The organism is Sphingomonas hominis, from assembly GCF_013328205.1.
Taxonomy (GTDB): Bacteria; Pseudomonadota; Alphaproteobacteria; order Sphingomonadales; family Sphingomonadaceae; genus Sphingomonas; species Sphingomonas hominis.
The window spans coordinates 191,626-216,761 of sequence record NZ_JABULH010000006.1 but is presented as its reverse complement, the minus strand read 5'-3'; the positions used below and the strand labels follow the sequence as shown (position 1 = coordinate 216,761).

General features: G+C 66.5%; 19 protein-coding genes, 1 tRNA gene and 1 pseudogene. 7 read left to right on the top strand and 14 right to left on the bottom strand.

What is annotated here, in order from left to right:
- The first annotated feature begins 228 nt into the window (after positions 1–228).
- Positions 229–792, top strand: coding sequence for a hypothetical protein (locus HRV97_RS14405; protein WP_174194966.1), 564 nt, complete (start codon positions 229–231; stop codon positions 790–792).
- A gap of 109 nt (positions 793–901) precedes the next feature.
- Here the strand turns inward: HRV97_RS14405 and HRV97_RS14400 are convergent.
- From HRV97_RS14400 to HRV97_RS14370, 7 genes are all read right to left on the bottom strand, one after another.
- Positions 902–978 (bottom strand) — tRNA-Pro (locus HRV97_RS14400).
- A 111-nt stretch (positions 979–1,089) separates the two neighbouring features.
- Positions 1,090–1,851 (bottom strand): ABC transporter permease, encoded by a 762-nt coding sequence (locus tag HRV97_RS14395; protein WP_174194965.1) that lies wholly within the window; start codon positions 1,849–1,851, stop codon positions 1,090–1,092.
- Entirely contained in the window at positions 1,848–2,777 is a 930-nt protein-coding gene (locus tag HRV97_RS14390; RefSeq protein ID WP_174194964.1) for an ABC transporter ATP-binding protein, read from the bottom strand. Before HRV97_RS14390 ends, HRV97_RS14395 begins: the two co-directional genes overlap by 4 nt.
- Positions 2,778–2,881: 104 nt before the next feature.
- Positions 2,882–4,273, bottom strand: a complete 1,392-nt coding sequence (locus HRV97_RS14385; RefSeq protein WP_174194963.1) for a sensor histidine kinase — start codon at positions 4,271–4,273, stop codon at positions 2,882–2,884.
- 1 nt (position 4,274) lies between these two features.
- Positions 4,275–4,961 (bottom strand): winged helix-turn-helix domain-containing protein, encoded by a 687-nt coding sequence (locus HRV97_RS14380; RefSeq protein ID WP_174194962.1) that lies wholly within the window; start codon positions 4,959–4,961, stop codon positions 4,275–4,277.
- Between the two features lie 20 nt (positions 4,962–4,981).
- Positions 4,982–5,314: a PDZ domain-containing protein gene (locus HRV97_RS14375; RefSeq protein WP_174194961.1), complete on the bottom strand. Its 333-nt coding sequence runs from the start codon at positions 5,312–5,314 to the stop codon at positions 4,982–4,984.
- Positions 5,311–5,568, bottom strand: a complete 258-nt coding sequence (locus HRV97_RS14370; protein WP_174194960.1) for a hypothetical protein — start codon at positions 5,566–5,568, stop codon at positions 5,311–5,313. The genes HRV97_RS14375 and HRV97_RS14370 overlap by 4 nt, the downstream gene beginning before the upstream one ends.
- A gap of 148 nt (positions 5,569–5,716) precedes the next feature.
- Here HRV97_RS14370 and HRV97_RS14365 point away from each other — a divergent pair, with 148 nt between their 5' ends.
- The 5 genes from HRV97_RS14365 (at position 5,717) to HRV97_RS14345 (ending at position 13,209) form a co-directional block, all read left to right on the top strand.
- The gene (locus tag HRV97_RS14365; protein WP_223176868.1) at positions 5,717–6,001 is read left to right on the top strand and encodes a hypothetical protein; all 285 of its coding nucleotides are present in this window, start codon (positions 5,717–5,719) and stop codon (positions 5,999–6,001) included.
- A gap of 3 nt (positions 6,002–6,004) precedes the next feature.
- Complete coding sequence (locus HRV97_RS14360) at positions 6,005–6,724, top strand: AcvB/VirJ family lysyl-phosphatidylglycerol hydrolase (protein ID WP_174194958.1); 720 nt, start codon at positions 6,005–6,007, stop codon at positions 6,722–6,724.
- Between the two features lie 111 nt (positions 6,725–6,835).
- Complete coding sequence (locus tag HRV97_RS14355) at positions 6,836–7,273, top strand: DUF2147 domain-containing protein (RefSeq protein WP_174194957.1); 438 nt, start codon at positions 6,836–6,838, stop codon at positions 7,271–7,273.
- Positions 7,266–9,881, top strand: a complete 2,616-nt coding sequence (gene mprF / locus HRV97_RS14350) for a bifunctional lysylphosphatidylglycerol flippase/synthetase MprF (RefSeq protein WP_343044521.1) — start codon at positions 7,266–7,268, stop codon at positions 9,879–9,881. The genes HRV97_RS14355 and mprF overlap by 8 nt, the downstream gene beginning before the upstream one ends.
- Before the next feature lie 28 nt (positions 9,882–9,909).
- Positions 9,910–13,209 (top strand): trifunctional glycoside hydrolase family 18/polysaccharide deacetylase/glycosyltransferase family 2 protein, encoded by a 3,300-nt coding sequence (locus HRV97_RS14345; RefSeq protein ID WP_174194956.1) that lies wholly within the window; start codon positions 9,910–9,912, stop codon positions 13,207–13,209.
- Positions 13,210–13,411: 202 nt separating this feature from the next.
- Here HRV97_RS14345 and HRV97_RS14340 read toward each other — a convergent pair whose 3' ends face one another.
- The 3 genes and pseudogenes from HRV97_RS14340 to HRV97_RS14330 all read right to left on the bottom strand — a co-directional run bounded on the left by HRV97_RS14340 (position 13,412) and on the right by HRV97_RS14330 (position 18,806).
- Complete coding sequence (locus HRV97_RS14340; RefSeq protein ID WP_174194955.1) at positions 13,412–14,725, bottom strand: DUF3999 family protein; 1,314 nt, start codon at positions 14,723–14,725, stop codon at positions 13,412–13,414.
- Positions 14,722–17,436, bottom strand: a pseudogene (locus HRV97_RS17905) (DUF2339 domain-containing protein). The gene HRV97_RS14340 and the pseudogene HRV97_RS17905 overlap by 4 nt, the downstream one beginning before the upstream one ends.
- Positions 17,437–17,912: 476 nt before the next feature.
- Positions 17,913–18,806, bottom strand: coding sequence for an NmrA family NAD(P)-binding protein (locus HRV97_RS14330; protein WP_174194954.1), 894 nt, complete (start codon positions 18,804–18,806; stop codon positions 17,913–17,915).
- A gap of 97 nt (positions 18,807–18,903) precedes the next feature.
- On the opposite strand from HRV97_RS14330, the gene HRV97_RS14325 reads away from it, so the two are divergent.
- Entirely contained in the window at positions 18,904–19,794 is an 891-nt protein-coding gene (locus HRV97_RS14325) for a LysR family transcriptional regulator (protein ID WP_223176865.1), read from the top strand.
- 398 nt (positions 19,795–20,192) lie between these two features.
- Here HRV97_RS14325 and asd read toward each other — a convergent pair whose 3' ends face one another.
- The 4 genes from asd to HRV97_RS14305 form a co-directional block, all read right to left on the bottom strand.
- Positions 20,193–21,062: an archaetidylserine decarboxylase gene (gene asd, locus HRV97_RS14320; protein WP_174194953.1), complete on the bottom strand. Its 870-nt coding sequence runs from the start codon at positions 21,060–21,062 to the stop codon at positions 20,193–20,195.
- A gap of 170 nt (positions 21,063–21,232) precedes the next feature.
- Positions 21,233–22,363 carry a PepSY-associated TM helix domain-containing protein gene (locus tag HRV97_RS14315; RefSeq protein ID WP_174194952.1) on the bottom strand — a complete coding sequence of 377 codons (1,131 nt, stop codon included), beginning with the start codon at positions 22,361–22,363 and terminating at the stop codon, positions 21,233–21,235.
- Positions 22,363–24,282, bottom strand: a complete 1,920-nt coding sequence (locus HRV97_RS14310; protein WP_343044520.1) for a TonB-dependent receptor — start codon at positions 24,280–24,282, stop codon at positions 22,363–22,365. The genes HRV97_RS14315 and HRV97_RS14310 overlap by 1 nt, the downstream gene beginning before the upstream one ends.
- 199 nt (positions 24,283–24,481) lie before the next feature.
- Complete coding sequence (locus HRV97_RS14305; RefSeq protein WP_174194950.1) at positions 24,482–24,916, bottom strand: hypothetical protein; 435 nt, start codon at positions 24,914–24,916, stop codon at positions 24,482–24,484.
- Positions 24,917–25,136 lie beyond the last annotated feature (220 nt).

Below are 25,136 nucleotides of genomic sequence, written 5' to 3'. Positions count from 1 at the left end.
TCGATCGCAGCGTAGATCGCGTCAGCCGCACGATCGCGCCCCGCACGCATCAATAGGTCGGCGAGTGCGCCAAGGAAGTTGACTCCAAGCGTATCGTAATTGGCATGTTCCACATCTGACTTTTCTACCCCGCCGGTGCTTCGTGCGGTGGCAAACGAGCTGTGCTAATTCGTTTGTGTTGTTCTACGTCGCATGAGTGTGTGCGAACTAACACAAGAGGGTAGAGCGATGTTGAATCGGACCTCGCCACTGCGGGTGGAGATAAACCCGTGGACGCTGGATCACACGTTGACGGAGGTAATGCAGCTCCGGGGCGCTTACGTCGCCGCCATGGGAACGGTGGAAACAATCCTTACGGAGCTGGCGATAAGGGCTTCAAAGCATCAAGCCTATGCGGGGATACGTGCTCGCTTTCCGTCACGTCGCCCAGATCGGTTGAAATACCTTACATCTGTTTGCAATTCGGTTGGTCCACTCACACCGTACCGTGGTTTGGTCCTCGGCATCATCCATCGCTTTGAGAATGGCTTGGTGCTTCGTGACATCGAGGCCCACGGACGTATGCAGGTGATAACGGGGCCGGGTGATGATGCCAGCATCAAGCTGGAGGATTACAGCGCCGCCGGCGAGTTCATCCAATTCCGCCAAGATCAATACACACTCAAGACGATGCGTTTGCGCGTCTATCGGGCAACCCGCCTAAGCCGATCCGTCGACATGCTTTACGGTCGCTTGGACGAGCTATTGCCGGCGATAACGGGAGAGTTTCAGGATACGACGCCGCTGGCGTGACCGGCACGTGCCGATAAGGCCACGAGGGCGGCGGAAGTGTTAACTTTGCTGTTAACTTCCGCGCGCATGCTCACCAATAAGTAGCTGTAGTCGCGCATAAAATTTAAATTGGTCGGGGAAAGAGGATTCGAACCTCCGGCCCCTGCCTCCCGAAGGCAGTGCTCTACCAGGCTGAGCTATTCCCCGACCATGTGCCTACCCGGCAAGGCCGGGGGCAGGCGGCGGCTTATATCAGTCAATCTCGCGGCTGCAAGCGCCTCGTTGCGCTATTTTGCCGGTCGACGCTGGCCGCCGATGTCAGCTTTTCAGTCGCCAACCACTCTTGAAGATCCAACCGATCACCGCGAGGCAGGCGATGAGGAAGCCGAGCGTCACGCCCAGGCTGAGCGCAATGTCGACATCGCCGCGACCGAAGAAGCTCCAGCGGAACCCACTCACCAGATAGACGACCGGATTGAACAGGCTGATCGTCCGCCACGGCTGCGGCAGCATGTCGATCGAGTAGAAGCTGCCACCCAGGAACGTCAGCGGCGTGATGAGCAGCAGCGGCACGAAGTTCAGCTGCTCGAAGCTGTTTGCCCAGATGCCGAGGATGAACCCGAACAGGCTGAACGCGATCGAGGTCAGCAGCAGAAACGCGATCATGGCGAGGGGGTGCTCGACCACCACAGGCACGAAGAACGCCGAGGTGGCGAGGATGATCGAGCCGATCACCACCGACTTGGTTGCCGCCGCGCCGACATAGCCGATCACCAGCTCCATCGTGGAAATCGGTGCGGACAGCAGCTCGAAGATCGTGCCGGTGAACTTCGGGAAATAGATGCCGATCGACGCATTGCCGACGCTCTGCGTGAGCAGCGACAGCATGATGAGGCCGGGCACGATGAAGCTGCCGTAGCTGACGCCGTCAACGCTCTGCATCCGGCTGCCGATCGCGCCGCCGAAGACAACGAAGTACAGGCTGGTTGTCAGGACAGGGCCCACCAGGCTCTGCCACAGGGTGCGCAGCGAACGCGCCATTTCGAAGCGGTAGATCGCCCAGATACCGTGAAGGTTCATGCCCGTTCCTCCACCAGGTCGACGAAGATGTCTTCGAGGCTCGACTTCGACGTCTCCAGGTCCTTGAACGCGATGTGACGCGCGGACAGCTCATGCAGCAGCGACGGAATGCCGGTATCCTCATTAGTTGCGTCGAAGACGTAGCGCAGTGTGTGGCCCTCGTTGACGAGGCTCAGCTGCCAGCGCTCCAGCCCTGCGGGTACCGCGTCGAGTGCGTCGACCAGCGTCAGGTCGAGCTCGCGCTTGCCAAGCTTCTGCATTAACGCCTCTTTCTGGTCGACCAGCAGCAGGCGACCCTTGTTGATGACGCCGACGCGATCGGCCATCTCCTCGGCCTCCTCAATGTAATGCGTGGTCAGGATGATCGTGGTACCGCGCTCGCGGAGGCGGTGAACCAGCTTCCACATGTCGCGGCGCAGTGCGACATCGACGCCCGCCGTCGGCTCGTCGAGGAATAGCACTTCGGGTTCGTGCGCCAGCGCCTTGGCGATCAGCACGCGGCGCTTCATGCCGCCCGACAATTCCATGATCTTGTTGTTGCGCTTGTCCCATAGCGACAGGTCGCGCAGCACTTGCTCGATGTACGCGCTATGGCCTGAGCGGCCGAACAGCCGGCGCGAGAAGGTGACGGTTGCGAGCACGGTCTCGAACATGTCGACCGACAGTTCCTGTGGCACGAGGCCGATCAGGCTGCGCGCGGCCTTGTAGTCGGCGATCGCGTCGTGCCCGCCGACGTGGATCGTGCCGGTCGAGGGTGTCACGATGCCGCAGATGATGCTGATCAACGTCGTCTTGCCCGCGCCATTCGGGCCGAGCAGCGCGAAGATCTCGCCCTTGTTGATCGTGAGGTCGACGCCGTGGAGCGCGGTGAAGCCGCCCTTGTACGTCTTTGACACGCCCGAAAGCGTGAGGATCGGTTCCGTCATAAGCCCCCTTGTCGCCTTCGCTGAAGGCTGCCCGCAAATAGGGACGCTTGCGCGATGAGGGGAGGGGCGCGGGTGAACCGCACGCGCTTTGTTGGAAACCTACCCTACGGTGTGACCGCCGATGCGGCACTATCCGTGCTTGGATCTACCATAGCCGTTAGCGGGAGGCTCAGCATGACCTTCAGGCCACCGGCGCTTTCCAGCGACACATCACCACCATGTAGCCGCGCGACGGCAGCGACGAGTGAGAGACCCAGTCCTGCTCCCGTTCCGCTGCGCGCTTCTTCGATGCGTCCGAAGCGGCGAAGCGCGGTAGCGCGGTGCTCGGGTGCGATGCCGGACCCTTCGTCGGTGACCGACAGGCAGGCGTAAGCCCCGCGCGCCTCAACCGACAGCGTGATGGCGCCAGCGCCATATTTCAGCGCATTGTCGACCAGGTTGGCGAGGGATTGCGCGATGAGTTCGCGGTGAAGGGGCAGGGTCAAGGCTGTAGCGCCGATGACGTGGATCGTGCGCCCCGCTTCCTCAACCAGAGGTTCATAGATGTCGGCGATGTCGCGCAGTTCGGCGGCAAGATCGGTAGCAACGAAAAGATCGCGACCGATCCCGGCCTCGGCCCGGGTGATGGAGAGTGCGGTTTCGACCATGCGCAGAACCCGCGTGCCCTCCGCCATCGCGCGATCGACCGCCTCGATGGCGACGGGCGTGTCGATATTGCGCACGGCACGCTCCAGCGCCGAGTGGAGGCGGGTGAGCGGCGATTTCAAATCATGCGCGAGCATGTCGGTGGCGAGCGTCAATTCCCCCATCAGATGCTCGATCCGATCCAGCATGGCGTTGATCGCGTCGGCGAGCATGGCGAAGGCGTCGTCGGCGCGGCTCGCGGGCACGCGACGGGACAGGTCACCGGCACGCACTGCCGCCAGCGTGGCGATCGTTCCATCAAGCCGCAGAACAATCATCCGCGCTGCCAGCCACGCCGCCAGCGCGGCAAAGGCAATGGCCAGCGCCAGCGCGACCGGGGTCGCCAGTTCGAGCAGGCGGATCGTGTGTGTCTCGTCATCGACGACGCTGCCGGTCAACAAGCGCGATCCGCCGGGCAGATTGGAGACGTGGAGCAACATCGCCTCGGGCGTGGCATGACCCACGCGGTACAGTTCGGCATGGCTGCGATCTGACAGCGCGACGCCGGGCGGCCAGGCCGATAGATTGCCCGCGACGATCCGGCCGCGACGATCGGCGAGCAGCAGCACGGCGTCCGCGGTTGCGGGATCGCCGGCGCTGCGCTGCGCGACCGCCTGCCGCAACGCGGCGTCGCCGCCCCGGGCATAAACGCTGAGCAGGTCTTGGCGCAGTATCTCAGCCGTCTGGATCGCAGACGTATAAACCTGGCTGCGCACCACCCAGTGCACGCAGGTAAGCAAGGCGGCCGCCGCCACGCATTGCAGCAGGAAGACCAGCGAGGCGAAGCGCAACGTGGTCGAACGCCAGTTCATTTTAGGCGCCCACGCCCATCCGGTATCCGACCCCGCGTACGGTGTGGAGCAGCGGGCGTGCGAAACCCTCGTCCACCTTCTTGCGCAGCCGGCTGAGATGGACGTCGATGACGTTGGTGCCGGGATCGAAATGATAGTCCCACACGCCTTCGAGCAGCATGGTGCGGGTCACGACCTGATCGACATGACGCAGTAGATACTCGAGCAGCCGGAACTCGCGTGGTTGCAGGGGCAGCATTTGGCCGTTGCGGGTCACCCGGTGCGCGAGAAGGTCCATTTCGAGGTCGTCGCAGCGCAGCACCGTCTCGACCGCGGGCGTTGCCGTGCCGCGGCGCACCTGAAGCCGGATGCGCGCGAGCAGTTCGGCAAAGGCGAACGGTTTGACGAGGTAATCGTCCGATCCGCCGACTAGGCCCTTTACGCGATCCTCCGCCGACCCGAGAGCGGACAGGATGATGACCGGGGTTGTCACGCCTGCGCCGCGCATCCCCGCGAGTACCGCCATGCCGTCAATGCCGGGCAGCATTCGGTCCAGCACGATGCAGTCGTAACCGCCGCCGGTCGCCTGGAACAAGCCGTCGCGGCCGGTCGCGCAGCAATCAACGACGAAGCCCTCCTCCACCAGTCCTTTAGCGATATAGGCCGCGGTTGCCGCGTCATCCTCGATCAGCAGGATCTTGTGCGACATGCCGCTCTCCTTCGTTTTCATTACATAATGACATTGGCCAGATGCCCGTCACGCTGGACCGCCAGCTTAATATGACGCCCCGATGCCATCGTCCGCTCGACCTGGGCAAGCGATTGCGGCACGCGTCCGTCGACGCGTTCGATCACATCGCCGACGCGTAGCCCGGCGCGATCGGCTGCGCCGTGCGCCTTCAGGCTGGTGACGACCGGCAACAAGCCGGTCAGCGTCGCGCCGGCGGTGGTACCGTCAACCTCGCGATCGGCATGGAGTGCGCGCAATGCGAGCGCGCCGACGAGCAATGCAAGCATCGCGAGCACCTGCGCCGCACGGCGGATCAAGCGCAGTTCGTTCATTGCCGCACCCCCTTTCGCCGTTCGAACAGTTCCAGCAATTCGCCAGTCCGGGCCACCACGGCGTGGCCGACGTTGGCAGTCCTGCGGGCGATCGGATGGGCTCCGCCGATGTCTGCCAGCATCCGGCACGCGCCGACATCCAGGTCGACGATGTCCTCGCCGATGGCGCATCGCGACAACCTCTGGTGACTGGGGAAGCATGAGCGTTTCTTCTGCGCGAGGCGAGCCGTGTTCCCCTGTCGGCCGATCCGCATGTTCGGGCGATGGGCGCGACATTACGGAATGCTCATTCGGTCGCCAGCACGCTGACAATGCCGCATCCATAGTCCGGCGCCGGTGAACAACAGCTCGCACCCCGATCGCGACCCTCGGCGACGCGTGCTCGATGAGCGGACCTGCCGAATGATCTGTCCGATCGCGGCGGGCATGGTGGGTGTGTGCCTGACGGGCATCAGCCTGCTGCATCTGGGTCAGATCAACGGGCGTCGCGCCGGATTGGCCGACGACCTGCTGGCGTTTGATGCATTGTGCTTCCTGGTCGCGACGCTGGCATCGTACATCGCGCTGCGGCGGGGCGACCATCGCCGGCTCCATCACATGGAGCGGATCGCGGACACCACCTTCATCGCCGCGATGCTGACGCTGACCGTCGCCTGTTTCGACATCACCTATACGTTGACAGGATGAGCCATGCTCCGTCGCCACCGCTCCTTCATCGTGCTCGCCATTCTGACGCCGATACTCGGCGCGCTCGGGTTCCTGGGCTACATGGGCTGGTTCGGCGGACCGGTATATCGCCTGTTTCCCGCATCGGTTGCGGCGCCTGTTCGGCAACGCGGCACCGTGGCCGTGTTCCTGTCGGGAGATTCGGGGCTGAACATCGGCATGGGGTCGCGCGTGGTGCAGGCGATCGCGGACCGGGGCGTACCGGTGCTCGCGGTCAATAGCCTTACCGCCTACGCGCATCGCCGCACGCCAGATGAGGCGCGGGCGATGATCGCGGAGACTGTCCGACATGCGCTGGCGCTGCCGAATGCACGGCGGGTGATCCTGATCGGCCAGTCGTTCGGTGCCGACATGCTGCAATACGGCGTGGCGGGCATGCCGTCCGACCTGAGGCCGCGCATCGCACAGGTGATCCTGGCAGTGCCGGGCGAGACGCTGCTGTTCAAGGCGACACCCGGCGGTTTCCTGGACGGGGCACCCGATCTGCCAGCGCTGCCCAGCGCGCGTGCGATCGACTGGCTGCCGGTCACCTGCATCCACGGCGTACAGGAAGAGAACAGCCTCTGCCCGCTGCTGCATGGTCGCAACGTGCGCGTCGTCGCCTTGCCGGGCGACCATTATCTGCGTCACGACGGGGGCGCGCTGGTCGGCGCGATCTGGCAGGCGATCCGACGGCGATCGTAATGCCTGAGGAACCGCGCATGACCGAATGTTCATGCCGCGTCGATCGGGCCGCAATTCGCCGAACCCTATTCCTCGCCGCCTCGCGATCAACGGCTTGAGGAAATGGAGCACATGACCGCCATCCGGCGTCTTGCCACCGCCATCACCACCGCACTCATCTTGTGCGGCACTGCACAGGCGCATGCCGGCCCGTCGTCCAACTCTATCGCCGGAACCTGGATGAACCCGCACAACACCGTCGCGGTGCACACCGGCGCATGTGGCGAGAAGTTGTGCGGCTGGGTCGTGTGGGCCAGCGCGGAGGCGCAGTCGGATGCGCGCGATGGCGGCACCGCGCGGCTGGTCGGCACCGCGCTGCTGGAAAACTACAAGCCGGACGGGGCGGGCGGCTGGTCCGGCACGGTGTTCGTGCCCGATCGCGGTCAGCGCTTCTATTCGGAGATCGAGCCGGTCGACGCCAATGCCATGAAGCTGAAGGGCTGCATCCTGCACGGGTTGATCTGCCGCTCGCAGGTCTGGCGTCGTATCCCTGAGACGCCGCGTGGCTGATTCCGTGGCGCTGATCCGGCGGCACCGCGTCGCGCTGATGGTCGCGGTGACGGTGGCGCTGGTCGTGCTGGGGATCGATGCAATGGAGGCGCTGACCCGCGAGATGACGTTCGGCGCGGTGCACGGTGCGTTGCACGCGCTGCAGCCGAGCAGGATCGCGATCGCGATCGCGCTGACCGCCGGCAGCTACCTGGCGCTCACCTTCTATGACGTGCTGGCGCTGCGCATCGTCGGGCGGCCGCTGCCGTGGCGGACTGCGGCACTGGCGTCGTTCACCAGCTACACGCTCAGCCACAATCTGGGTTTGTCGCTGCTGACCGGCGGGTCGGCGCGCTACCGCATCTATACCCGCGCCGGCCTGGACGCGGCTGACATCGCGCGGGTGATCGCGGTGGCGAGCGCGACTTTCTGGACCGGCATCGTCACCATTGCCGGTGCCGCGCTGATGGTGCGGCCCGGCGCACTGGCACTGGGCGGCCTGGTGCTGGCACCGGTGGTGCTTCACGGCTTGGGCGCGCTGGTACTGGCGCTGACGGTCGCGCTGGTCGGGCTCTGCGCGCGGGTGCGCGGTCCGCTGCGCGTGTGGCGTCTGTCGCTGCCGCTGCCGTCCGCGGCGCAGGCGACCGCGCAGATCGGGATCGCGCTGCTCGACACCGGCGCTGCCGCAGCGGCGCTGTTCGTGCTGGTGCCTGATGCCATGCCGTCGCTGCTGCCCGCGTTCGTCCTCGCCTATGCGCTGGGCGTCGTGGCGGCGGCGGTGACGCACGTGCCGGGTGGGATCGGCGTGTTCGAGGCGGTGGTGCTGGCGCTGTTGCCTGGCGACCGGACCATCATCCTTGCCGCGCTGGTCGCGTACCGGGTGATCTATTACTTGCTGCCGCTCGGCATCGCGATCCTGCTGTTGGTGCTGTGCGAGGGTGCACGCTACCGTGGCTGGGCGGCACGCCGGCTGAACGAAGGACGCGAGGCAGCGGGCGGCATCGCGCCACCGTTGATGGCAGTGGCGAGCGTGCTGGGCGGCGCCATGCTGCTCCTATCGGGATCGTTGCCGGCATTGACCGCGCGCATGGGGGTGCTCGCCGCAATCGTACCGCTGCCCTTCATCGAGGCGAGCCATATCGCCGCCAGCCTGGTCGGCACCGGGCTGCTTCTGCTTGCACCCGGCCTCTACCGTCGGCTGGACGGCGCATTTGTGGCAGTGCGTGCGCTGCTGATTGCGGGGGCACTGTTCTCACTGGCCAAGGGGATCGATTACGAGGAAGCGGCGGTCTGCCTGGCGCTGGTCGGACTGCTGCAATGGACGCGGGCGGCCTTCTACCGCCACACCGCGCTGACGCATACGCCGCTGTCGGGCGCATGGCTGGCGATGCTGGCGGCGCTGATGGCTGGTGTCACCTGGATAGGGTTCTTCGCTTACCGCCATGTGCCGTACGACGACGCCCTATGGTGGCGTTTCGCCTGGACGGGTGACGCGCCGCGCTTTCTGCGTGCGACGCTGGCGGCGGCGGTGCTGCTGACCGCGGCGGCGCTATGGCGCTGGCTGGGGCCGACCCCCGCGATCGTCACGACCCCGGCCGATCCGGGCGCGATCGCCGCGGTGCTGATGCGGGCGGACCGCACCGATGCGATGCTGGCGCTCACCGGCGACAAGCGCTTCCTGCTGGCGGAGGACGCGCAAGCGATGCTGATGTACCAGCTCCGCGGTGCCACCTGGGTCGTGATGGGCGATCCGATCGGCGAGGTTGCGGCGTGGCCGGCGCTGTTGTGGCGCATCCGCGACATGGCCGACCGCGCGCAGGGGCGGTTGTTGCTATACCAGGTCACCGCGCCGGTGCTGGAACTGGCGATCGGCATGGGGCTGAACATCGTCAAATACGGCGAGGAGGCGATTGTCGATCTTGCCGAGCTGACCTTCGACACGCCGCGGCTACGCTCGCTGCGCAAGGCCGAGCGTGCCGCTGCGCGCCGTGGCCTCACCTTCCGGATCGTACCGGCGGGCGCAGTGCCGGTCGTGCTGGACGAACTGGAGGCGGTGTCGGGCGAATGGATGCAGGCCAAGGGGCATGGCGAGAAGGGCTTCAGTCTGGGCCACTTCGACCGCGACTATATCAGCCGGTTCGACGTCGCATTGGCGATGGAGGGGACACGCATCGTCGCGTTCGCCAATCTGTGGCTGACGGCGAACCGGCGTGAGGCGTCGGTCGACCTGATGCGCCACCGCGCCGATGCGCCACACGGGGCGATGGATTTCCTGTTCTACCACATCATCAATTGGGCGCAGGCGCGAGGCTATGCCCGCTTCTCGCTGGGGATCGCGCCGCTGTCGGGTATCGCCGGACGCCGGCTTGCGCCGGCCTGGGCGCGGGCAGCAGCGCTGATCTTCCGTCACGGCGAGCGCTTCTACGGATTTCGCGGGCTGCGTGCGTACAAGGAGAAGTTCGCGCCGCGATGGGAGCCGCGCTACATCGCCGGACCACGCGGCCTGGCGCTGGTGCAGGCGCTGCGCGACCTGTCGCTGCTGGTCGGCAGCGTGCCGGTGGCGCATGACCAAGTTGTAATCCCGGGCTCAGCATCCACCCACGCCCCGAAAGCTAGAGCCGCCGCCTGAACTGCATCCGGTCCGGGGTCCGTGCGCCATGTCCTCTCCCATCTTCTTCGATCCCAGCGGCCGTCGCAGCCGCATTTCACGCCGTACATTGGCGGGATTGCTGCTGGTGGTCGTGCTGGCGGCAGTGGGGTTCGCGACGACGCTGGTGATGATGCCGGCGCGGCACGACGTGGCCTTGCCGCTGCCCCAGCCCCATGCCGCCGCTGCGCGGGGCGAGCCACACCGTCACGGCCTTGCCGCATGGCTGCCGCGTCATGGTCGTGCGGCGGATCGTACAGCCCTCAGTATCGGCTTCTACGTGCCCGGCGACGACGCCAGCCTGGCATCGCTGCGCCGCAACGCCGGTGCGCTGGACTGGGTGGTACCCGCGCTGGTGACGGTCGCTGGATCCGACCACCACGTGGTCGTGGCGTCCGATCCCGGTTTTACCCGTACTCTCGTTGCCCTGCATCAGGCACCCAAGGTCCTGCCCATGGTCCAGAACTATGGCGATGCCGGTTGGGATGGCACCGGTGCGGCGCGGCTGCTGATCGACCCTGCAGCACGCACTGCATTGGCGACGCGATTGGCGGCCATTGTGGCGCAGCGCCGCGCTGCCGGCTTGGTGATGGACCTGGAGGCGCTACCCGCGAGCGCGATGCGCCCGTATCTGGCCTTCCTGCGCCAGCTTCATGCAGCGCTTCCCTCCAGCAGCATCGTCGCGGTAACCGCGCCGGCCGGGGACGCGGACTGGCCGCTCGGCGCGATCGCCGCGGTGACCGACAAGGTCATCGTCATGGCGTACGACCAGCATTGGGAAGGCGGCACGCCCGGACCAATCGCGGCACAGGACTGGTTCGTGCAACAGATCGAAGCGGCGCGCCGAGCGATCCCCAGCAACAAGCTGGCGGTGGCGCTCGGCAGTTACGCCTACGACTGGCACGGCGACGACACCGACGCGCTGTCGATCGAGGAGGCATGGCTCGCCGCGCATGACAGCGGCACCACGCCGCGCTTCGATCCGACCAGCGGCAACGCTGCCTTCGGCTATGATGAGGACGGGCAGCACCACGACATCTGGATGCTCGATGCCGCGACGAGCTGGAACGAGATGCAGGCGCTGAAGCGGCTCGGGATCGGCGATGTCGCCTTGTGGCGGCTCGGCAGCGAGGATCCCGGCTTCTTTGCCGATCTCGCCGCGATGCGTACCGGCACACAGCCCGACCTGTCGCACCTCGCGCCTGTCCTCAATACCGATGTAGAGGGGTCCGGCGAGATCCTGCGCATTACCGCCACGCCGCGCGACGGTGCACGTCGCGTGCGTACCGACGCGCAGGGGATCATCCGCGACGAGCACTACAACGCGTTGCCGACCCCCTATGTCGTCCAGCGCGCAGGTGCCGCCGATCGCAAGGCGCTGGCGCTGACGTTCGACGACGGGCCGGACGGCAGTTGGACGCCGAAAATCCTGGACGAGCTGGAGGCCGCGCACGTTCCTGCCACCTTTTTCGTCGTGGGCGAGGGCGCGTTGGCGCATCCGGGCCTGTTGAACCGCATCGTCGCCGACGGTGACGAGATCGGCAACCACAGCTACACCCATCCCAACATGGCCCGGCTCGGGCCGCGCGCCACGGCGCTGGAGCTGAACGCGACGCAGCGGCTGGTTCAGGCCTATACCGGGCGATCTATGACGCTGTTCCGCGCGCCGTATTTCGGCGATGCGGAGCCGACGACGACCGACGAGCTCGGCCCCGCGCTCGAGGCGCAGCGTGCGGGCTACACCGTGGTTGGGCTTCACGTCGATCCCAACGACTGGCAGCGGCCGGGTGCCGATGCGATCGTCGCCCAGGTGCTGGCACAGGTACGTGGGGCCACCGCGCAGAATAGCGGCAATGTCATCCTGCTCCATGACGGCGGCGGCGATCGGTCGCAGACGGTGACGGCCCTGCCGCGGATCATCACGGCGTTGAAGGGCGCCGGCTACCATTTCGTGACTGCATCGCAGCTCGTCGGTGTGTCCCCTGACAAGGCAATGCCGCAGGTCACCGGGAGGGACCTGTGGGCGGTACGTGCCGACGTCGCGATCTTCGTCGTGCTCGCGGCCTTGTCCGCGCTGCTGACCTGGCTGTTCTACGTCGCGATCACGCTGGGCATGGCGCGTGCGGTGATGATGGCGGGGTTGGCCCGACTTCAGGCGAGCCGCCACCGGGAACTGCCGCCCGCGTTCACCCCGGGCGTGTCGGTCGTCATCCCCGCCTTCAACGAGGAGCGCGTGATCGTCGCGTCGGTGCACCGCGTGCTCGCGAGCGACTATCCCGGGTTGGAAGTGATCGTCGCCGATGACGGATCGAAGGACCGTACCAGCGCACTGGTGACGGAGGCGTTCGCGAGCGATTCACGCGTACGGCTGTTGACGCTCGTCAACGGCGGCAAGGCCGCGGCGCTCAATCGCGCGCTGCTGGCCGCATCGGGCGAGATCGTAATCGCGCTGGATGCCGACACGCAGTTCGAACCGGGAACGATCGCGCGGCTGGCCTGCTGGTTTGCCGATCCGCGGATCGGAGCGGTGGCGGGCGACGCGCGGGTCGGCAACCGGGTGAACCTGGTCACGCGGTGGCAGGCGATTGAGTATATCACTGCCCAGAACCTGGAGCGGCGTGCACTGGCCGGGTTCGACGCGATGACGGTCGTGCCGGGCGCGGTGGGGGCGTGGCGTCGTGCCGCGCTCGACGCGGTCGGCGGTTATCCGGAGGACACGCTTGCCGAGGATCAGGACCTGACCATCGCGATCCAGCGTGCGGGTTGGCGCGTCACCTACGATCCGCAGGCGGTCGCCTGGACCGAGGCGCCGGAGAGCTTCCGCGCGCTTGCCAAGCAGCGCTTCCGCTGGGCGTTCGGAACGCTGCAATGCTTGTGGAAGCATCGTGCCATTCTGCGCACGCGCAAGCCGTCTGGTCTGGCGCTGATCGGGATGCCGCAGGCATGGCTGTTCCAGATCGTCTTCGCCGCCATCTCTCCGTTGATCGACCTTGCCTTGATCATATCGATGGTGGCGACGGTTCTGCGGGTCAGTCAGCATGGCTGGGCGCAGACCAGCGGCGATGTCGGCAGCATGGCGCTTTACTGGCTCGCCTTCACCACGGTCGACATCGTCTGCGGCTGGATCGGCTACCGGCTCGATTGGCGAGGAACGCGTTTTCCGGCGTTGCTGCTCGTCGCGCAGCGGTTGGTCTACCGCCAGATCATGTACGGCGTCGTCCTGCGCGCCATCGCGGCGGCGATCGGTGGCTGGACGGTCGGCTGGGGCAAACTGGAACGCAGCGGTAGGGCGAGCATGGCGAGCGCTTAACGACAAGGCTCACACGATGGCTGCCATTGCTGCCGGCTCGTTCGGGCAGGAGAGACGGGGAGGTGGTCTTCCAGCAGCTCAGACACAGCACGCACGATGCTGGAGGAGCGCTACGTGTGGCCGTATTTTCCGTGACAAGGTGTAGCGTCTGTGCCGTGTTGAAACTGGGTGAGGCGGAGCGAGGCAGCAGGCCCCCAGATGTTTAATCCTGCGGCGTCGGCGAAGGATTTCGTGACAGCCGCCACGCTAACGCGGCGAGTAACGCGGTTGCGGCGAGCAGGACTGCCCATAACAGCAGCTGTCGTGATCCACGCTGCGGGTCGGCGGCGGCGGCGAGCGCCACGCGGGCGGGGGCAGCGGCGACTTGTGCTAGCGCGGGTGGGCGGTTGCCTGCGTCGGCGGCTAAGCTGTCGAGCGGAAGGTAACGGTTGGTGTCCTCCGCGCGCCCGGCGGCAAGCGTGTAGGGCGGGGTGCCGGCGGTGAGGAACACGATGTCGGCAGGTGCGAAGCCGAGGCGCAGGCTGGGTGTGGCGGTGAAGCCAGATGAGCGACTGTCCGCCTCGATCCGCAGCAGGCGGAACGTATTGCCATTGAGGGGGATGGCGCGCGTCGTGTGTGCGGCGATGCCTTGGCCGAGCGGCGTCCACGGCTGTTCGGCGTCGTCGCGGCCTAGAATGCGGACGGGTACGAGCGAATCGGCCACTGCGGGCGTGATCGCCAGTGTCGCAAGCGGTGCGGCGAAAGGAAGCGTGAGGTCGATCGTCCGGCCGCGCGCGCCTGCGGGCAGCGTCGCCGCGATCCACGTTGGCGCGATGCTGCCGGTGTCGCTGGCCAGCTGGCCCGAGCGTATCGTCACAGGCGACAGCGCGCGCGACGCCAGCCGCCACGTGACGCGGATATAGTCACCGCGGAGCGGCGCTGCGTCGAGCGCGATCGTCACGGGCTGAGTGTCCGTCACCGCGCGGAACACTGTTTGCTCGCCGAGCTTTCGCCACGTGGACAGGTCGCGGCTTGCCTCCACCACGAAGGTGACCGGTTGGCTTTGTGGCACGTCGGCGTCGAGCGTCAGGGTGCGGGCAGCGCCGGTGACACCGCGCGCGTCGAGCAGCACGCCGAGGACGGCTGGCTGCACGTCGTCGACGATTTTGCCGTCGACGCGCGCCACCCTGGCCACGTCCCCGTCGAGTTGAAGCGACACGCCGCTCACCTTCAATGCGTCCGCACCGCCGAGGATCGGCAGTGCACGCAGCAGGTCGCGCCGGGTTGCCCGCGCCGACGCAACGCGCGCCATCGGCATCGCACGGCCTCGCGCATCGAACACACGCATGTCAGCGTATTCGCTGGTTCGTACGGCCGCGAGGGCGGCGGGTGGTAGCGTGACGCGCTGTAACCGCGATCCGGCACCCGGCACGACTGCGATCCGCACGTGATAGGCGCGTGCGTCGTCGGGTGTTTCGGCGGGGGCGGCTGCGGTCAGCAGCATGGCAAGCAACATCAGTCGGCGCTTGGCGATCATGTCGTAGCGCCTTCAAGCGGAGCATTGTTGGAGTTCCGCGGCGGCAGCGGTGCAAGATAGCCGACTACGAGCATCAGCAGCCCGTCGACGATGAAGGCGATGATGCGCTCGCCGCCGCCGGCGTTGTTCATGTCGACCAGCAGCAGCTTAGCGACGGTGATGCCCAGCAGTCCGGCCCCCACTAGCCACAGGGTTCGCTGTCCACGCCGATGCGCCGTCACCATCAGCGCGAGCGCCAACAGGGTCCACAGGATCGCGATGCCAGTCTGCACGGTGAAGCTGGCGAGCAGCGCGTCCGGCGACCAGGCGACGCCGAGCAGATGGCGCGCGACCCGCAGCCACAAGGTGTTGACCGCGATGAACGCTAGCGCGGCCACTATCGCGCGTCCGCCCCGACCACCGATATTGTTGGCTACTGCGCCATCAAGTCCGGCACCCGCCACGGCTGTGCGCCATTGCTCCAACGCGACCAGCGCGAGGCCGATCGACAGGTCGGCAGGGTTGAGTAGTGGCACGTATAGCAGCGGGTCCGCTGCGCCGGAGGAGAATAGCGCGACCGCGACCGTCCCCAGCATCAGCAGCGCGGCGATGGGCACGGCGGCGTACCAGCCGTAATCAGTCGCGTAGGTCGCGAGTGGCCAGCGGCTGGTCCGCCCCTGCCACCCGCGTTGCGCACTCAGCGCCAGCGCCGCGAGGACGGCAGCCCCGGCGATCAGCAACACTGCCTCGCTCCACGATCCGCGCGACGGAATGACGCCGCGGTCACGTGCCAACAACAGGCAGTCTACCAGCAGCGCACACCCCAGCCACACGCTGCCCACATGCGCCACTCGGACGAGCGGCGTTAGCGCGGCATCCACGCCTTCCGTGTCGAGCAAGTAGAGCACCCGTAGGTGCAGCCCGATCAGAAAACCCCAGATGATCCAGTCCGGCGTGTTCAGGACGCGCGACGATGCCACCACTTCGCCGATGAACCCTAGTATGAGGGCGACGATCGTGACGCGCGCCGGCCAGCCCGCGACACGCCAGTTGAGCCGATGCCCGACCATCTGTGCGCCCCAGGCACTCGCCACGTAGCCGAGCGCGGCGAGCAGCGCGGTCGTTCCCTGCGCGAACACAGGTACGGGCGGCAGGTCGCGCTCGACCGGCGGCAGCAGCCGCGTTGCCTCGCCCGCCCAGGCCAGCCACAAGAAGCCGAACGCCATCAGGAAGACAGGCACCGCCAGCCAGGTCTCGATCCGGCCGTAGCCGACCGCCGCGCGGGAACCGCTGTGCGACAGCGGAGCACGCAACCACCAAGCGCTGGCAAAACCTGCGAGCGCGATCAGCATTGTGCCGGAGAAGGCGGGGTTGGCGAGCGGCAAGGCGGCCACGTTGGCGTCGATCGCCGACAGGCAGGCCAGCGCCGCCACGCCTTGCAGCAGCAACCCGAACAGTCGCGGCATCCAACGGGCTTGCCGCAAGCCGACCCAGAGCGCGCCAGCCCCCTCCAGCGCCCAGGCCGCAGAGGTTCAGCGAGCGCCGAGCGCCAGCGGCACCGCCAGCGTGACGAAGCCGACGCCGATCGCGAGCATCGCCTCGTTCATCACGCGCAGGTCGTCGCGTCGCCGCCGCGCGATAAACGTTGCCACCCCAAGGTAAAGCGCGGCGAAACCGAGCGCGGCAAAGGCGCTGCCGAACGGTTGTTCGTGGACCAGCCCGACTTGCAGCCCGAAGCCGGCCACCGCCGGCCCGAACACCAGGCTGGTGTCGACGATCCCGCCCAGGCGCCCCGGTGTTTGGTGCGTGTAGAGCAGCGCGCATGTCAGATAGATGAGCACCGGGGCGATCAAGAATATCTGCGCTGCGGCGAAGTCCGCTGTCGGTACGCCCGACGTTTCCCACAGCGCCATGACGCCGAACGTCGCGACGAAGCCGACGAGGTTGAGCAATCGCCACGATTGCCGCGTGGCGATGAATAGGACGGCGAGATTGAGGATCGTGTAATAGCCAAACAGTATAGCCACGTTGCCGCTTCCACTCGACAGCAGCAACGGAACCGCGAAGCCGCCCGCGAAGGCGGTTACCGCGAGCGCCTGCGAACGTTGCAGCAGCGCAAGTGCGCAACTCAGCGTGCAAACGACGATCATCAGCGCGAAGGCGAAGCTGATTGGCACCGTGTCATAGAGCTTCGCCGCGGCGAACAGCGTCAGGTAGATGATTGCCACCCCGCCGCCTTGCAGCGCGAGTCCGAAGCCGGGTCGCTCAACACGCGCGCGACAGCCAACGAGCAGCAGCGCCATTCCAACGAGGGCAACGACTGCCAAGCGCCACTCGATCGGAAACAGCCCTGCCGACGCGGCGTAGCTCGCGAGGAATGACAGTCCAACGAACAAGACCACCAACCCGAGCCGCACGATGGTGTTGCCGCCGAACAGCCAGTTGCGGGCGGCGGCGAAGGCGCTGGCTGTTAGGCCCTCGATCCAGCCGGGTTCATGCGGGGCGTCGGGACTCCGTGCGTAGTCGTCGGTCGGTGGCGCGACCTCGTAGGAGGCGGCTGGATGGGAGGTGATCGGCGGCCTGATCGGCGTTGCGACCTGCGTTTCAGCAGGTGCCGTGATAGACTGCTCTGGTACGAAGTGGTCGTGCGAGGAACGGTCGGCGAGCAGCGAACTCAGCGCCTCGACCTGCGCACGCAGCGTCGCGGTGGCGTCCTCGACCTCTGCACGCATGCTCCGGCGCATGCCCCAGCCGAACACGGCACCGATGCAGCCGCCGAGCACGAAGCCGAGTTCCTCGAACGCGCCGAGCAGCCATCCCACGAAAGCGCCCACGATCGCTGCCCACAACACCATCGGCCGCCCGCCCCCGCTTCAGCTACCAGTTACACGGACATGCAGCAGATGGACTGGCTAGTCGAGTAGCGCCAACAATCGTGAGTTTCGGTCGGGTTGGTTGAGTTTGCTTCTGGCCAGCAGCTTACTTGATCCGTTTGGTCGGGCGGCAGATCATGATGGCAGGCTTACCTGAAGTCGCGTCGGTGAAGCGACATTTCGCTGATTGCGGTTGCAATAGTATCAGCAGCATCTCGCGGGCGAGAAGAGAACTACAGATTGATTGCCTGCCGCTGATCTCCGCCATCCGCGACCGGATCGGAAACACGGTGACGGCACCACTCACCGCACGCTGTTCCTCCCGCCGCTCCAAATCACAGGGTAGGGGCGAGCACGGCGGCGGCGCGTGTCCAGTCGGTCTTGCCGTAGCGATCATTGTCGAGCGCGTGGAGCTTGCCGCGCCCGGTCGACATGTCGCGCATATATTGCATGCCCTGCCACACCGGGAATGGCGCCTGCGTGCTGGGCGTTAGCGTACGCGCGATGGCGATGATCGTGCTCAGGCGGCCGATCCCGCCGGCGCGCAGCAGCTTCCACCGACGACTATCCATGTCGCTCAGCAGTTCGGCCAGGCCACGCGGGCTGATCTGGTCGCCGGCGATGCTCAGGTAGCGCGGCGCCTCCGCGTCCATCGCCGCGTCCGCGGTGAACGCCGCCACGTCGTTCTTGGTCGTGAAGTCGAAACATTGGTCGGCATCACCCCAGTAGAGCACGCGCTGCAGCTTGTGCAACACGATCGGTGCCTCGCCCTCGAGCAGCTCGGCGAACGGCCCGTTGAGGATCGAGGTCGCGCGGATCGGAGCGGCGTCGAGCCGCCGGGCAAAGGCGCGACGCAGGTCCATGTTGCGGTTGTCGCCCGGCCGGGTCGCGCGATAGTCGAGGCAGAAGTCGGACGGGATGAAATGCGGCACGCGCGCCGCGACCGCCGCGTCGAGCAGGCGACCCTGCACGTCGAGGATGACCGGCGCGGTGCCGTTCAGCGCCGAGACGATCGCCGTGGCGCCGCTGACGGCACGGGTAAGCGCGCCGCCGTCGTCGAAATCGGCCAACACTTGGTCGACCCGGGCGATGGCGAGGCGATCAACGGGACGACGCACCAGCGCACGCACCGCGGCACCCTTCGCCGCCAGCGCCCGAACGAGCCGTCCGCCCAAATCGCCCGCGGCGCCCGCGACGACCACCACGGGTCGGTTTGGCTCGCTGTTCATGCATTGCTCCTGTTGCTTGCTGAAGGAGATAGTCGTTGCGTCCGGCCACGATTAGACCACCGATCGGCGACGGGGTGTTGCGGAAAGTGGAACGATTGTGGAGCTGTCCGACCTGCGTGCCTTTGCGCGTATTACCGATCTGATGAGCGTGTCGGCCGCGGCGCGCGCGCTCGGCCTGCCGAAATCGAGCGTCAGCCGCGCACTCGCCCGCCTGGAGCGCGATGTCGGCGTGACCCTGGTCGATCGCTCGACGCGGCATCTGCGGCTGACCGACGCGGGCACGCATTTCCGCCCGCACGCGCTGCGGATCCTGGCCGATGTCGACGAGGCGGGCGCCGCGCTCGACGGATTGGGCAGCGTGCCGGCCGGCACGCTCAAGATCAGCCTGCCGTTCACGATCGCGACCGCGCTGGTGGCGCCGATGCTGCCGGCGTTCATGGCGACATACCGCCAAGTCCGCGTCGTGCTGGCAGTGGAGAACCGCTTCATCAACATGCCGGTCGAGCCGGCCGACCTCGTGATCCGAGTCGGACCGCTGGCGGACAGCGACCTGATCGCACGACGGCTGCTGGTGTCTGAAACATGGCTATGCGCCAGCCCCGATTACCTAGCACGGCACGGCACGCCTGTTCAGGCCGCCGACCTACCGGGTCATAGCCTCGTGGGTTACGGTGATCGCCTGACCGCCTACCGCGACGACGTGTCCGGTGATGCTGGCACGATCGAACTGCCGCCCTCGATCGCCATTTCCGCCTCCGCAGCGCTGCTTCCCGTAGTGCTGGCGGGTGGCGGCATTGCGCACCTGCCTGATTTCCTCGCCCGTCCGCTCGTCGCCGATGGCCGCCTTGTTCGCTTATGGCCCGGCGTCCCGGGTGAGCTTGTTGCGATCCACGCCGTTTATCCGAGCTATCGCAGCTTGTCGGCCAAGGTCCGTGTCTTCATCGACGCGTTGCAGGCCAGCGTCGCGCAGCACGATTCTGGCGCTTGATTGGTACCAGCAGGATGACCTGCGGCTGTAGGCCAAAGGTTCGCGGACAGGATGCATGCGCGATCGGCGGTGTGCATGAAGAATCCGCCGCACTGGAGAAATAACCGTGCGGCTTTGCGTCGCGGCTTCCGGGATGCTCCGGGCAGGAGCCGTTCTACGACGCCGATCGGCTGATGACGCTTGAGCTGACCGCCGTGCACCATGCCGAACCGTCGTCGGTGATGGCGTGCGCGGGCGCTTGTGTGACGGCATGATCGCTTGTGCGGTCCTCGACCCCGGTCATGCACATGCCATTCGGCAGAGCAGGTGCGGGCGGGATGGTGAGAATGTGCGGTGGCGATCCAACGGCTGAGGATCGGAAGGCCGATCATCGCTCGCGCAGGTCCCGCCACGCGGGTCTAACCGGCGTCGACCGCCTGGGCGCCGCGCTGCCCCATGAACTCGCCCAAGCGCACCGGGCGTTCTGGTGCCCAATCCTGGTTGAACACAACCGCCCCTCGCTCGAACAGCATGATGATCGTCGAGCCGAGCAGAAAGCGGCCCATCTCCTCGCCCTTCCTCAACACGATATGCTGGTCGGCATAGGTCCACTCCGACGTCCTGTTGGTGCGTTTCGGATTGACCACGCCGTGCCACACGGTTGCCATGCTTCCCACGATCGTTGCGCCGACCAGCACCATGACGAAGCGGCCATGCTCCACCGAGTCGAAGACGCACACCACGCGCTCGTTGCGTGAGAACAGGTCGGGCACGCCGCGGGCCGTGACCGGGTTCACCGAGAAGAGCTTGCCCGGAACGTAGATCATCCGCTCGAGCGTGCCGTCGCACGGCATGTGCAGGCGGTGGTAATCCCTAGGGGACAGGTACAGGTTCGCGAAACTGCCGTGCCGGAACTGGCCGGCGAGTGCGGCGTCGCCGCCAACGAGCTGTGTTGTGGTGAACCGATGCCCTTTTGCTTGCAGCATGTAATGGTCGTCGACCGCGCCGAATTGGCTGATCGCGCCATCGACCGGACAAACGAAGTCTGCGTCCGCGATCGGGCGTGCACCCGCTTTGAGCGGGCGTGTGAAGAAGTCGTTGAAGCTCCTGTAGCTTTCGACCTCCGCATCCGCGGCTTCGCTCATGTCGACGGCATATCTGCCAACGAACCAGCGGATCAGCCGCGTCGTGAACGCACCCCCATGAGCGCGCGCGATCCGCCCCGCGAACGTGGTCAGCCCCTGTTTGGGCAAGATATATTGGAGCAGGACCGGCAGGCGATCGGACATCGGCACCTCTGAACGTCGATACATCCTTGTAGAGCCATCGACCGACAGGTCGACCTACCGAATGCGTCGATGACGAGACATGCTCGTCGCTGCAGTTACGGGCACGACGAACTGGCCGCTAGCAGGGAAAAGGGCGCACGGCGGCGTAACCGATCGATCACGGCTATCCGCTATCGGCGGCGGACGGGCGACACGCGCACCGCGCGACGGCGCTGCCAGTGGAACAATCCGGTAACGAACAAGATGGCGGGCGTGAAGCCGATCAGGACTGCGAGAATCCGTACCGGCCACCCGCCCACCGACCCATCGTGCAGCGGGCGTACCCAGGCGTTGATCGTGGTGCCCATGTTGCCGCGACGGATGTCATGGATCGCCAGCACGCGCGCATCATGCTGATCGACGAAGACGTAACTGCCGGGAAAACGCCGATGCGGGTCGCCCGGCACCTGCACCCTCACCCGATATGGCGCGTCGATGGTGCCGGGCACGTCGACGAACGCGAGCGTCGCGTCCGGCAGCGCATCTCGGGCGGCACCCAGCGCGCGGGTAACGGAGATGCGCGCGCCCATGGCGCTGCGTGAACGCGCATCAGGCACTGCGTCGGGCGCCAGCAGCGCCGCCTTCACCACCGGCAGCGCCAGGATCACGCCGGTCGCGACCAGCACGATCAGCAAACCCGCGCTCCACACGCCCACCAGCTTGTGCCAGTCGCGCAGCCGGCGGATCGGTGCGGCGTCGCGCTTGAACGCCAATGCCTTGGCCCAGCTACCGCGCGGCCACCATGCGATCACGCCGGTGACGAGCAGTACCAGCAGCGCCACTCCCGACCAGCCGACGATCTGCAGCCCCGTGTCGCCGGCCAGCAGCTCCATGTGCAATTCATAGACCCAGCTCATCAGATATCCGCCCCAGGGTGCGACCCGCAGGATCGTGCCGCCATCGACCGAGAACCACACCATCTGGCGGGGCGCAGGGTGGCCGCCGTTGGGCGACGGCGGGTAATAGCGCGCCGGCACCGCGCCGCCTTCGCCGGTCACCTCGAACGACCATTTGCCCGCGGGATCGAACCCGCGCAATCGGGCCGTCGCCAGCGCGCGATCCCACACGGGCGAGGTCCAGCCGGGACCAGGCGTCTGCACCGCGCTGCGCGCCGCCGGGTGCAGCGCCTCGTCGATCCCGACGTAGAAGACCAGCGCCGATCCCGTCAGCCCCAGCAGCACGAACAACAGCCCCAGCGACAGACCTAGCCACAAGTGGACGCGGCGGACGGCGATGCGCCATGATCGGCCTTCCGTCGCCATCAGAACCGCGCCCGGACCGCTGCGGACACGTTGCGAGGATCGGCCGGCGCGTGCAGTCGCTGCGTGCCGTCGAACCAGACGTATTCGTAGCGGTCGTTGAACAGGTTTCGCACCTGCGCCGACAGCTCGATCGCCTGCGTCAGGCGATAGGCGAGCTCGGCCGTGACCTGGAAATAATCGCCGTAGCGGCCCTGATTGTTGGCGGTGCTCAGTTCATAGGCGGACTGGCCGTTGCCCCACAAAGAGGCGCGCCATGGCAGCGCGGCCGGCGCCCATTCGACGCCCGCGGTATAGACGTTGCGCGGAACGTGATCGATCTCGTTTCCCGCGGTTAGCGGCGCGGCCGGATCGGCGACGCGGATTACCGCTTTCTGGTGCGACCAGCTCGCCCAGGCGGACAGGCCGGGCAGCGGCTGCACGCTCGCTTCCACGTCGAAGCCGCGACGCCTGGTCTCGCCGAGATTGTCGAACTCGCCCGACGGATCGTTCAGCCGGCGACGCAGCTCGCCGCTGGCGGTCTGCTGCCACACCGCCGCACGCGCGGTCAGCCAGCGGCCCTGCGACAGCTTGATCCCCGCCTCGTAACCCTCGTTGATCGACGGTGCGACGTCGCGCACCCGCGGCGGCACGAGGAAGGTGCCCGACCCCGCGCCGATCTGAAAGGTGCGCCCGACATTGCCGTAAGCGGTGATGCCCGCAACCGGGGTCAGCGCGACCGACAGCTTGGGCTGATTTATCGTGCGATAGTCGTTGAGCGGGTAGGCGATGCCGCTCAGCCGGTTGGTGTAACGGCCACCCACCCGGTCGATCCGCCACGCCGGCGTCACTGTCAGCCAGCGTGTCGGGGCGACGATCGCCTGCACGTAGCCGCCGCCCACCGTCAGGTCGAAATCCTGATCGCGCGTCGCCGCGACGATCTGGCGACGGTCGGTGGTCCATCGCAGGCTCCGGTTCTGCTGCCATTGTACGTCGCCGCCGGCCTCCGCCATCAGCCAATCGGCCGCGTGCCAGTGCAGGCCGGTGACGAACCCATATTGCTGCTCGTCGGTCAGCCGCTGCTGCTGCGGAACGTTCGCGGCGAATCGGACGTAGCGATTGTCGTCGATGTGGTTGGCATAGCCCAGGGCGGTCAGCGACAGGCGTCCGGCGAGATCGGCATCGAGATGCAGGCTGTATTGCGACAGTTCGCGCGTGCCGCCGTCCGTCTCCGACACCGCATAGGAGCGTCGCCGATCGGTATAGGCGTCGGCATCGGTCAGATAGCCGGGTTCTTCCGCCTCGGCGCGGCTGTGGCGGATGATCACGCCGAGCTTGGCTGAACCGACATCGTAGAACCATTTGCCGGCAAAGTTCAGCCGATCGAGGTCCGCATGGTCGCGGTAGCCGTCGCTCCGACGATAGGCGAGCAGGTAGTTCTGGCTCAGCTTGCCGGTTTCGATGCCCGCCGACAGTTGCGTGTCATAGGTGCCGAACGCGCCCGCGATCCCGCGCGCGTCGAGATAGGTGCCGCCGGTGCGCGTCTTGATGTTGGCGCTGCCGGCGATGGCGTGGAGGCCCCAGCGAGGGTCGGACGTGCCGCGCACCAGCTCGACCGAGGCGATGTCGAGCGGCGATACCAGGTCGATGAAGTCCATCCGCCCGGCATTGTCGTTGGACGGCACCCCATCGATCAGCAGCTTGACCGCGTTGATCTCTCCCTCGCCGTTGAAGCCACGAATCGAGAAGCGGCCGGACGTGGTGCCCTGGTTGAAGTCGGTCAGGACGACACCGGGCAGGCGGGCGAACAATTCCCACGCGTTGTCGACGTTCTGCCGCTGCGCCACGTCGCCGCCGAGCACATCGACCGACGTCAGGACATTGGCGGTCGATCGGGCCATCGACGTGGCGGTGACGACGATGTCCCTGTCACCGATCGTCACCCCGGTATCGGCTTGCCCCGGCGGGGCGGCCGATGGATCACGGGTCTGCGCGGCAACGGGAACACAGAGCAACAAGCAGGGCGCGACGGCGCCCGCCAGCAAGCGGGATCGGAGCATGAGATACCTCTGACCGGCCCGGGCACGACGTGCGCGGGCCATGAAACGACCGCGCCAGGCTGCGGCGCGAAGACACGTTCGGTCAGAAGTGGATGGGTGGGCCTCTGAGCGGCGGTCGTAGCCAGGTAGCGTTCGACTGCACCGGCGAGGCGACAACGAACAGCCCGCCTGCCGTGACAAAGGCGATCAGAATGGCAAGCTGAATGGGATCAACCGCGCCGAGCGCGGCCGCCGACAAGCCGGAGAAGGCGCAAGGCATCTCCGCCTTGCCGTGGTCCTGCTTGCCGTGGTCGTTCTTACCATGGTCCTTGCCGTGATCGAGCATGGACCGATCCATGCCCGGCATCTCCGTCGCCGCGGTCGCCGGGACACTGCCCGAGCAGACGGTGATGGTGAGATGGCCGTGGCTGCTCTGGATCATGTAACCGGTCGGCACCAACAGCTTCAGCAGCAACGCCGCCGCGCAGATCAGCACGGCAAATCGGCGCTGCGCCAAAAGGGTGCGGATCGGTGCCACGACACTCAACTACCCGTCCGGCGCACGTCTGTCACTCGGACACGCTGTCCACCGGCGCGCGAAGGAGCAGAAAGCCGGAGATCACGGGGGGTGGGCTAAGCCCGAGAAGAGATCGAAGTTGCCGCTTTGCAGAACAGATGTGTTGGTTGGCGTATGCATCGGTTGCGCCCGCACCATGACTTTCGCAAGCGGCATGAGGTGGCGCACTTCAACGGTTGAG

Coding starts and splice junctions, on each gene's coding strand:
- asd (WP_174194953.1), bottom strand. CDS start 21,062: ATGTCCGATCGCCTGCCGGTCCTGCTCCAATATATCTTGCCCAAACAG.
- HRV97_RS14330 (WP_174194954.1), bottom strand. CDS start 18,806: ATGAACAGCGAGCCAAACCGACCCGTGGTGGTCGTCGCGGGCGCCGCG.
- HRV97_RS14390 (WP_174194964.1), bottom strand. CDS start 2,777: ATGACGGAACCGATCCTCACGCTTTCGGGCGTGTCAAAGACGTACAAG.
- HRV97_RS14405 (WP_174194966.1), top strand. CDS start 229: ATGTTGAATCGGACCTCGCCACTGCGGGTGGAGATAAACCCGTGGACG.
- HRV97_RS14380 (WP_174194962.1), bottom strand. CDS start 4,961: ATGTCGCACAAGATCCTGCTGATCGAGGATGACGCGGCAACCGCGGCC.
- HRV97_RS14355 (WP_174194957.1), top strand. CDS start 6,836: ATGACCGCCATCCGGCGTCTTGCCACCGCCATCACCACCGCACTCATC.
- HRV97_RS14360 (WP_174194958.1), top strand. CDS start 6,005: ATGCTCCGTCGCCACCGCTCCTTCATCGTGCTCGCCATTCTGACGCCG.
- HRV97_RS14345 (WP_174194956.1), top strand. CDS start 9,910: ATGTCCTCTCCCATCTTCTTCGATCCCAGCGGCCGTCGCAGCCGCATT.
- HRV97_RS14385 (WP_174194963.1), bottom strand. CDS start 4,273: ATGAACTGGCGTTCGACCACGTTGCGCTTCGCCTCGCTGGTCTTCCTG.
- HRV97_RS14340 (WP_174194955.1), bottom strand. CDS start 14,725: ATGATCGCCAAGCGCCGACTGATGTTGCTTGCCATGCTGCTGACCGCA.
- HRV97_RS14365 (WP_223176868.1), top strand. CDS start 5,717: ATGATCTGTCCGATCGCGGCGGGCATGGTGGGTGTGTGCCTGACGGGC.
- HRV97_RS14370 (WP_174194960.1), bottom strand. CDS start 5,568: ATGCGGATCGGCCGACAGGGGAACACGGCTCGCCTCGCGCAGAAGAAA.
- HRV97_RS14315 (WP_174194952.1), bottom strand. CDS start 22,363: ATGGCGACGGAAGGCCGATCATGGCGCATCGCCGTCCGCCGCGTCCAC.
- HRV97_RS14395 (WP_174194965.1), bottom strand. CDS start 1,851: ATGAACCTTCACGGTATCTGGGCGATCTACCGCTTCGAAATGGCGCGT.
- HRV97_RS14375 (WP_174194961.1), bottom strand. CDS start 5,314: ATGAACGAACTGCGCTTGATCCGCCGTGCGGCGCAGGTGCTCGCGATG.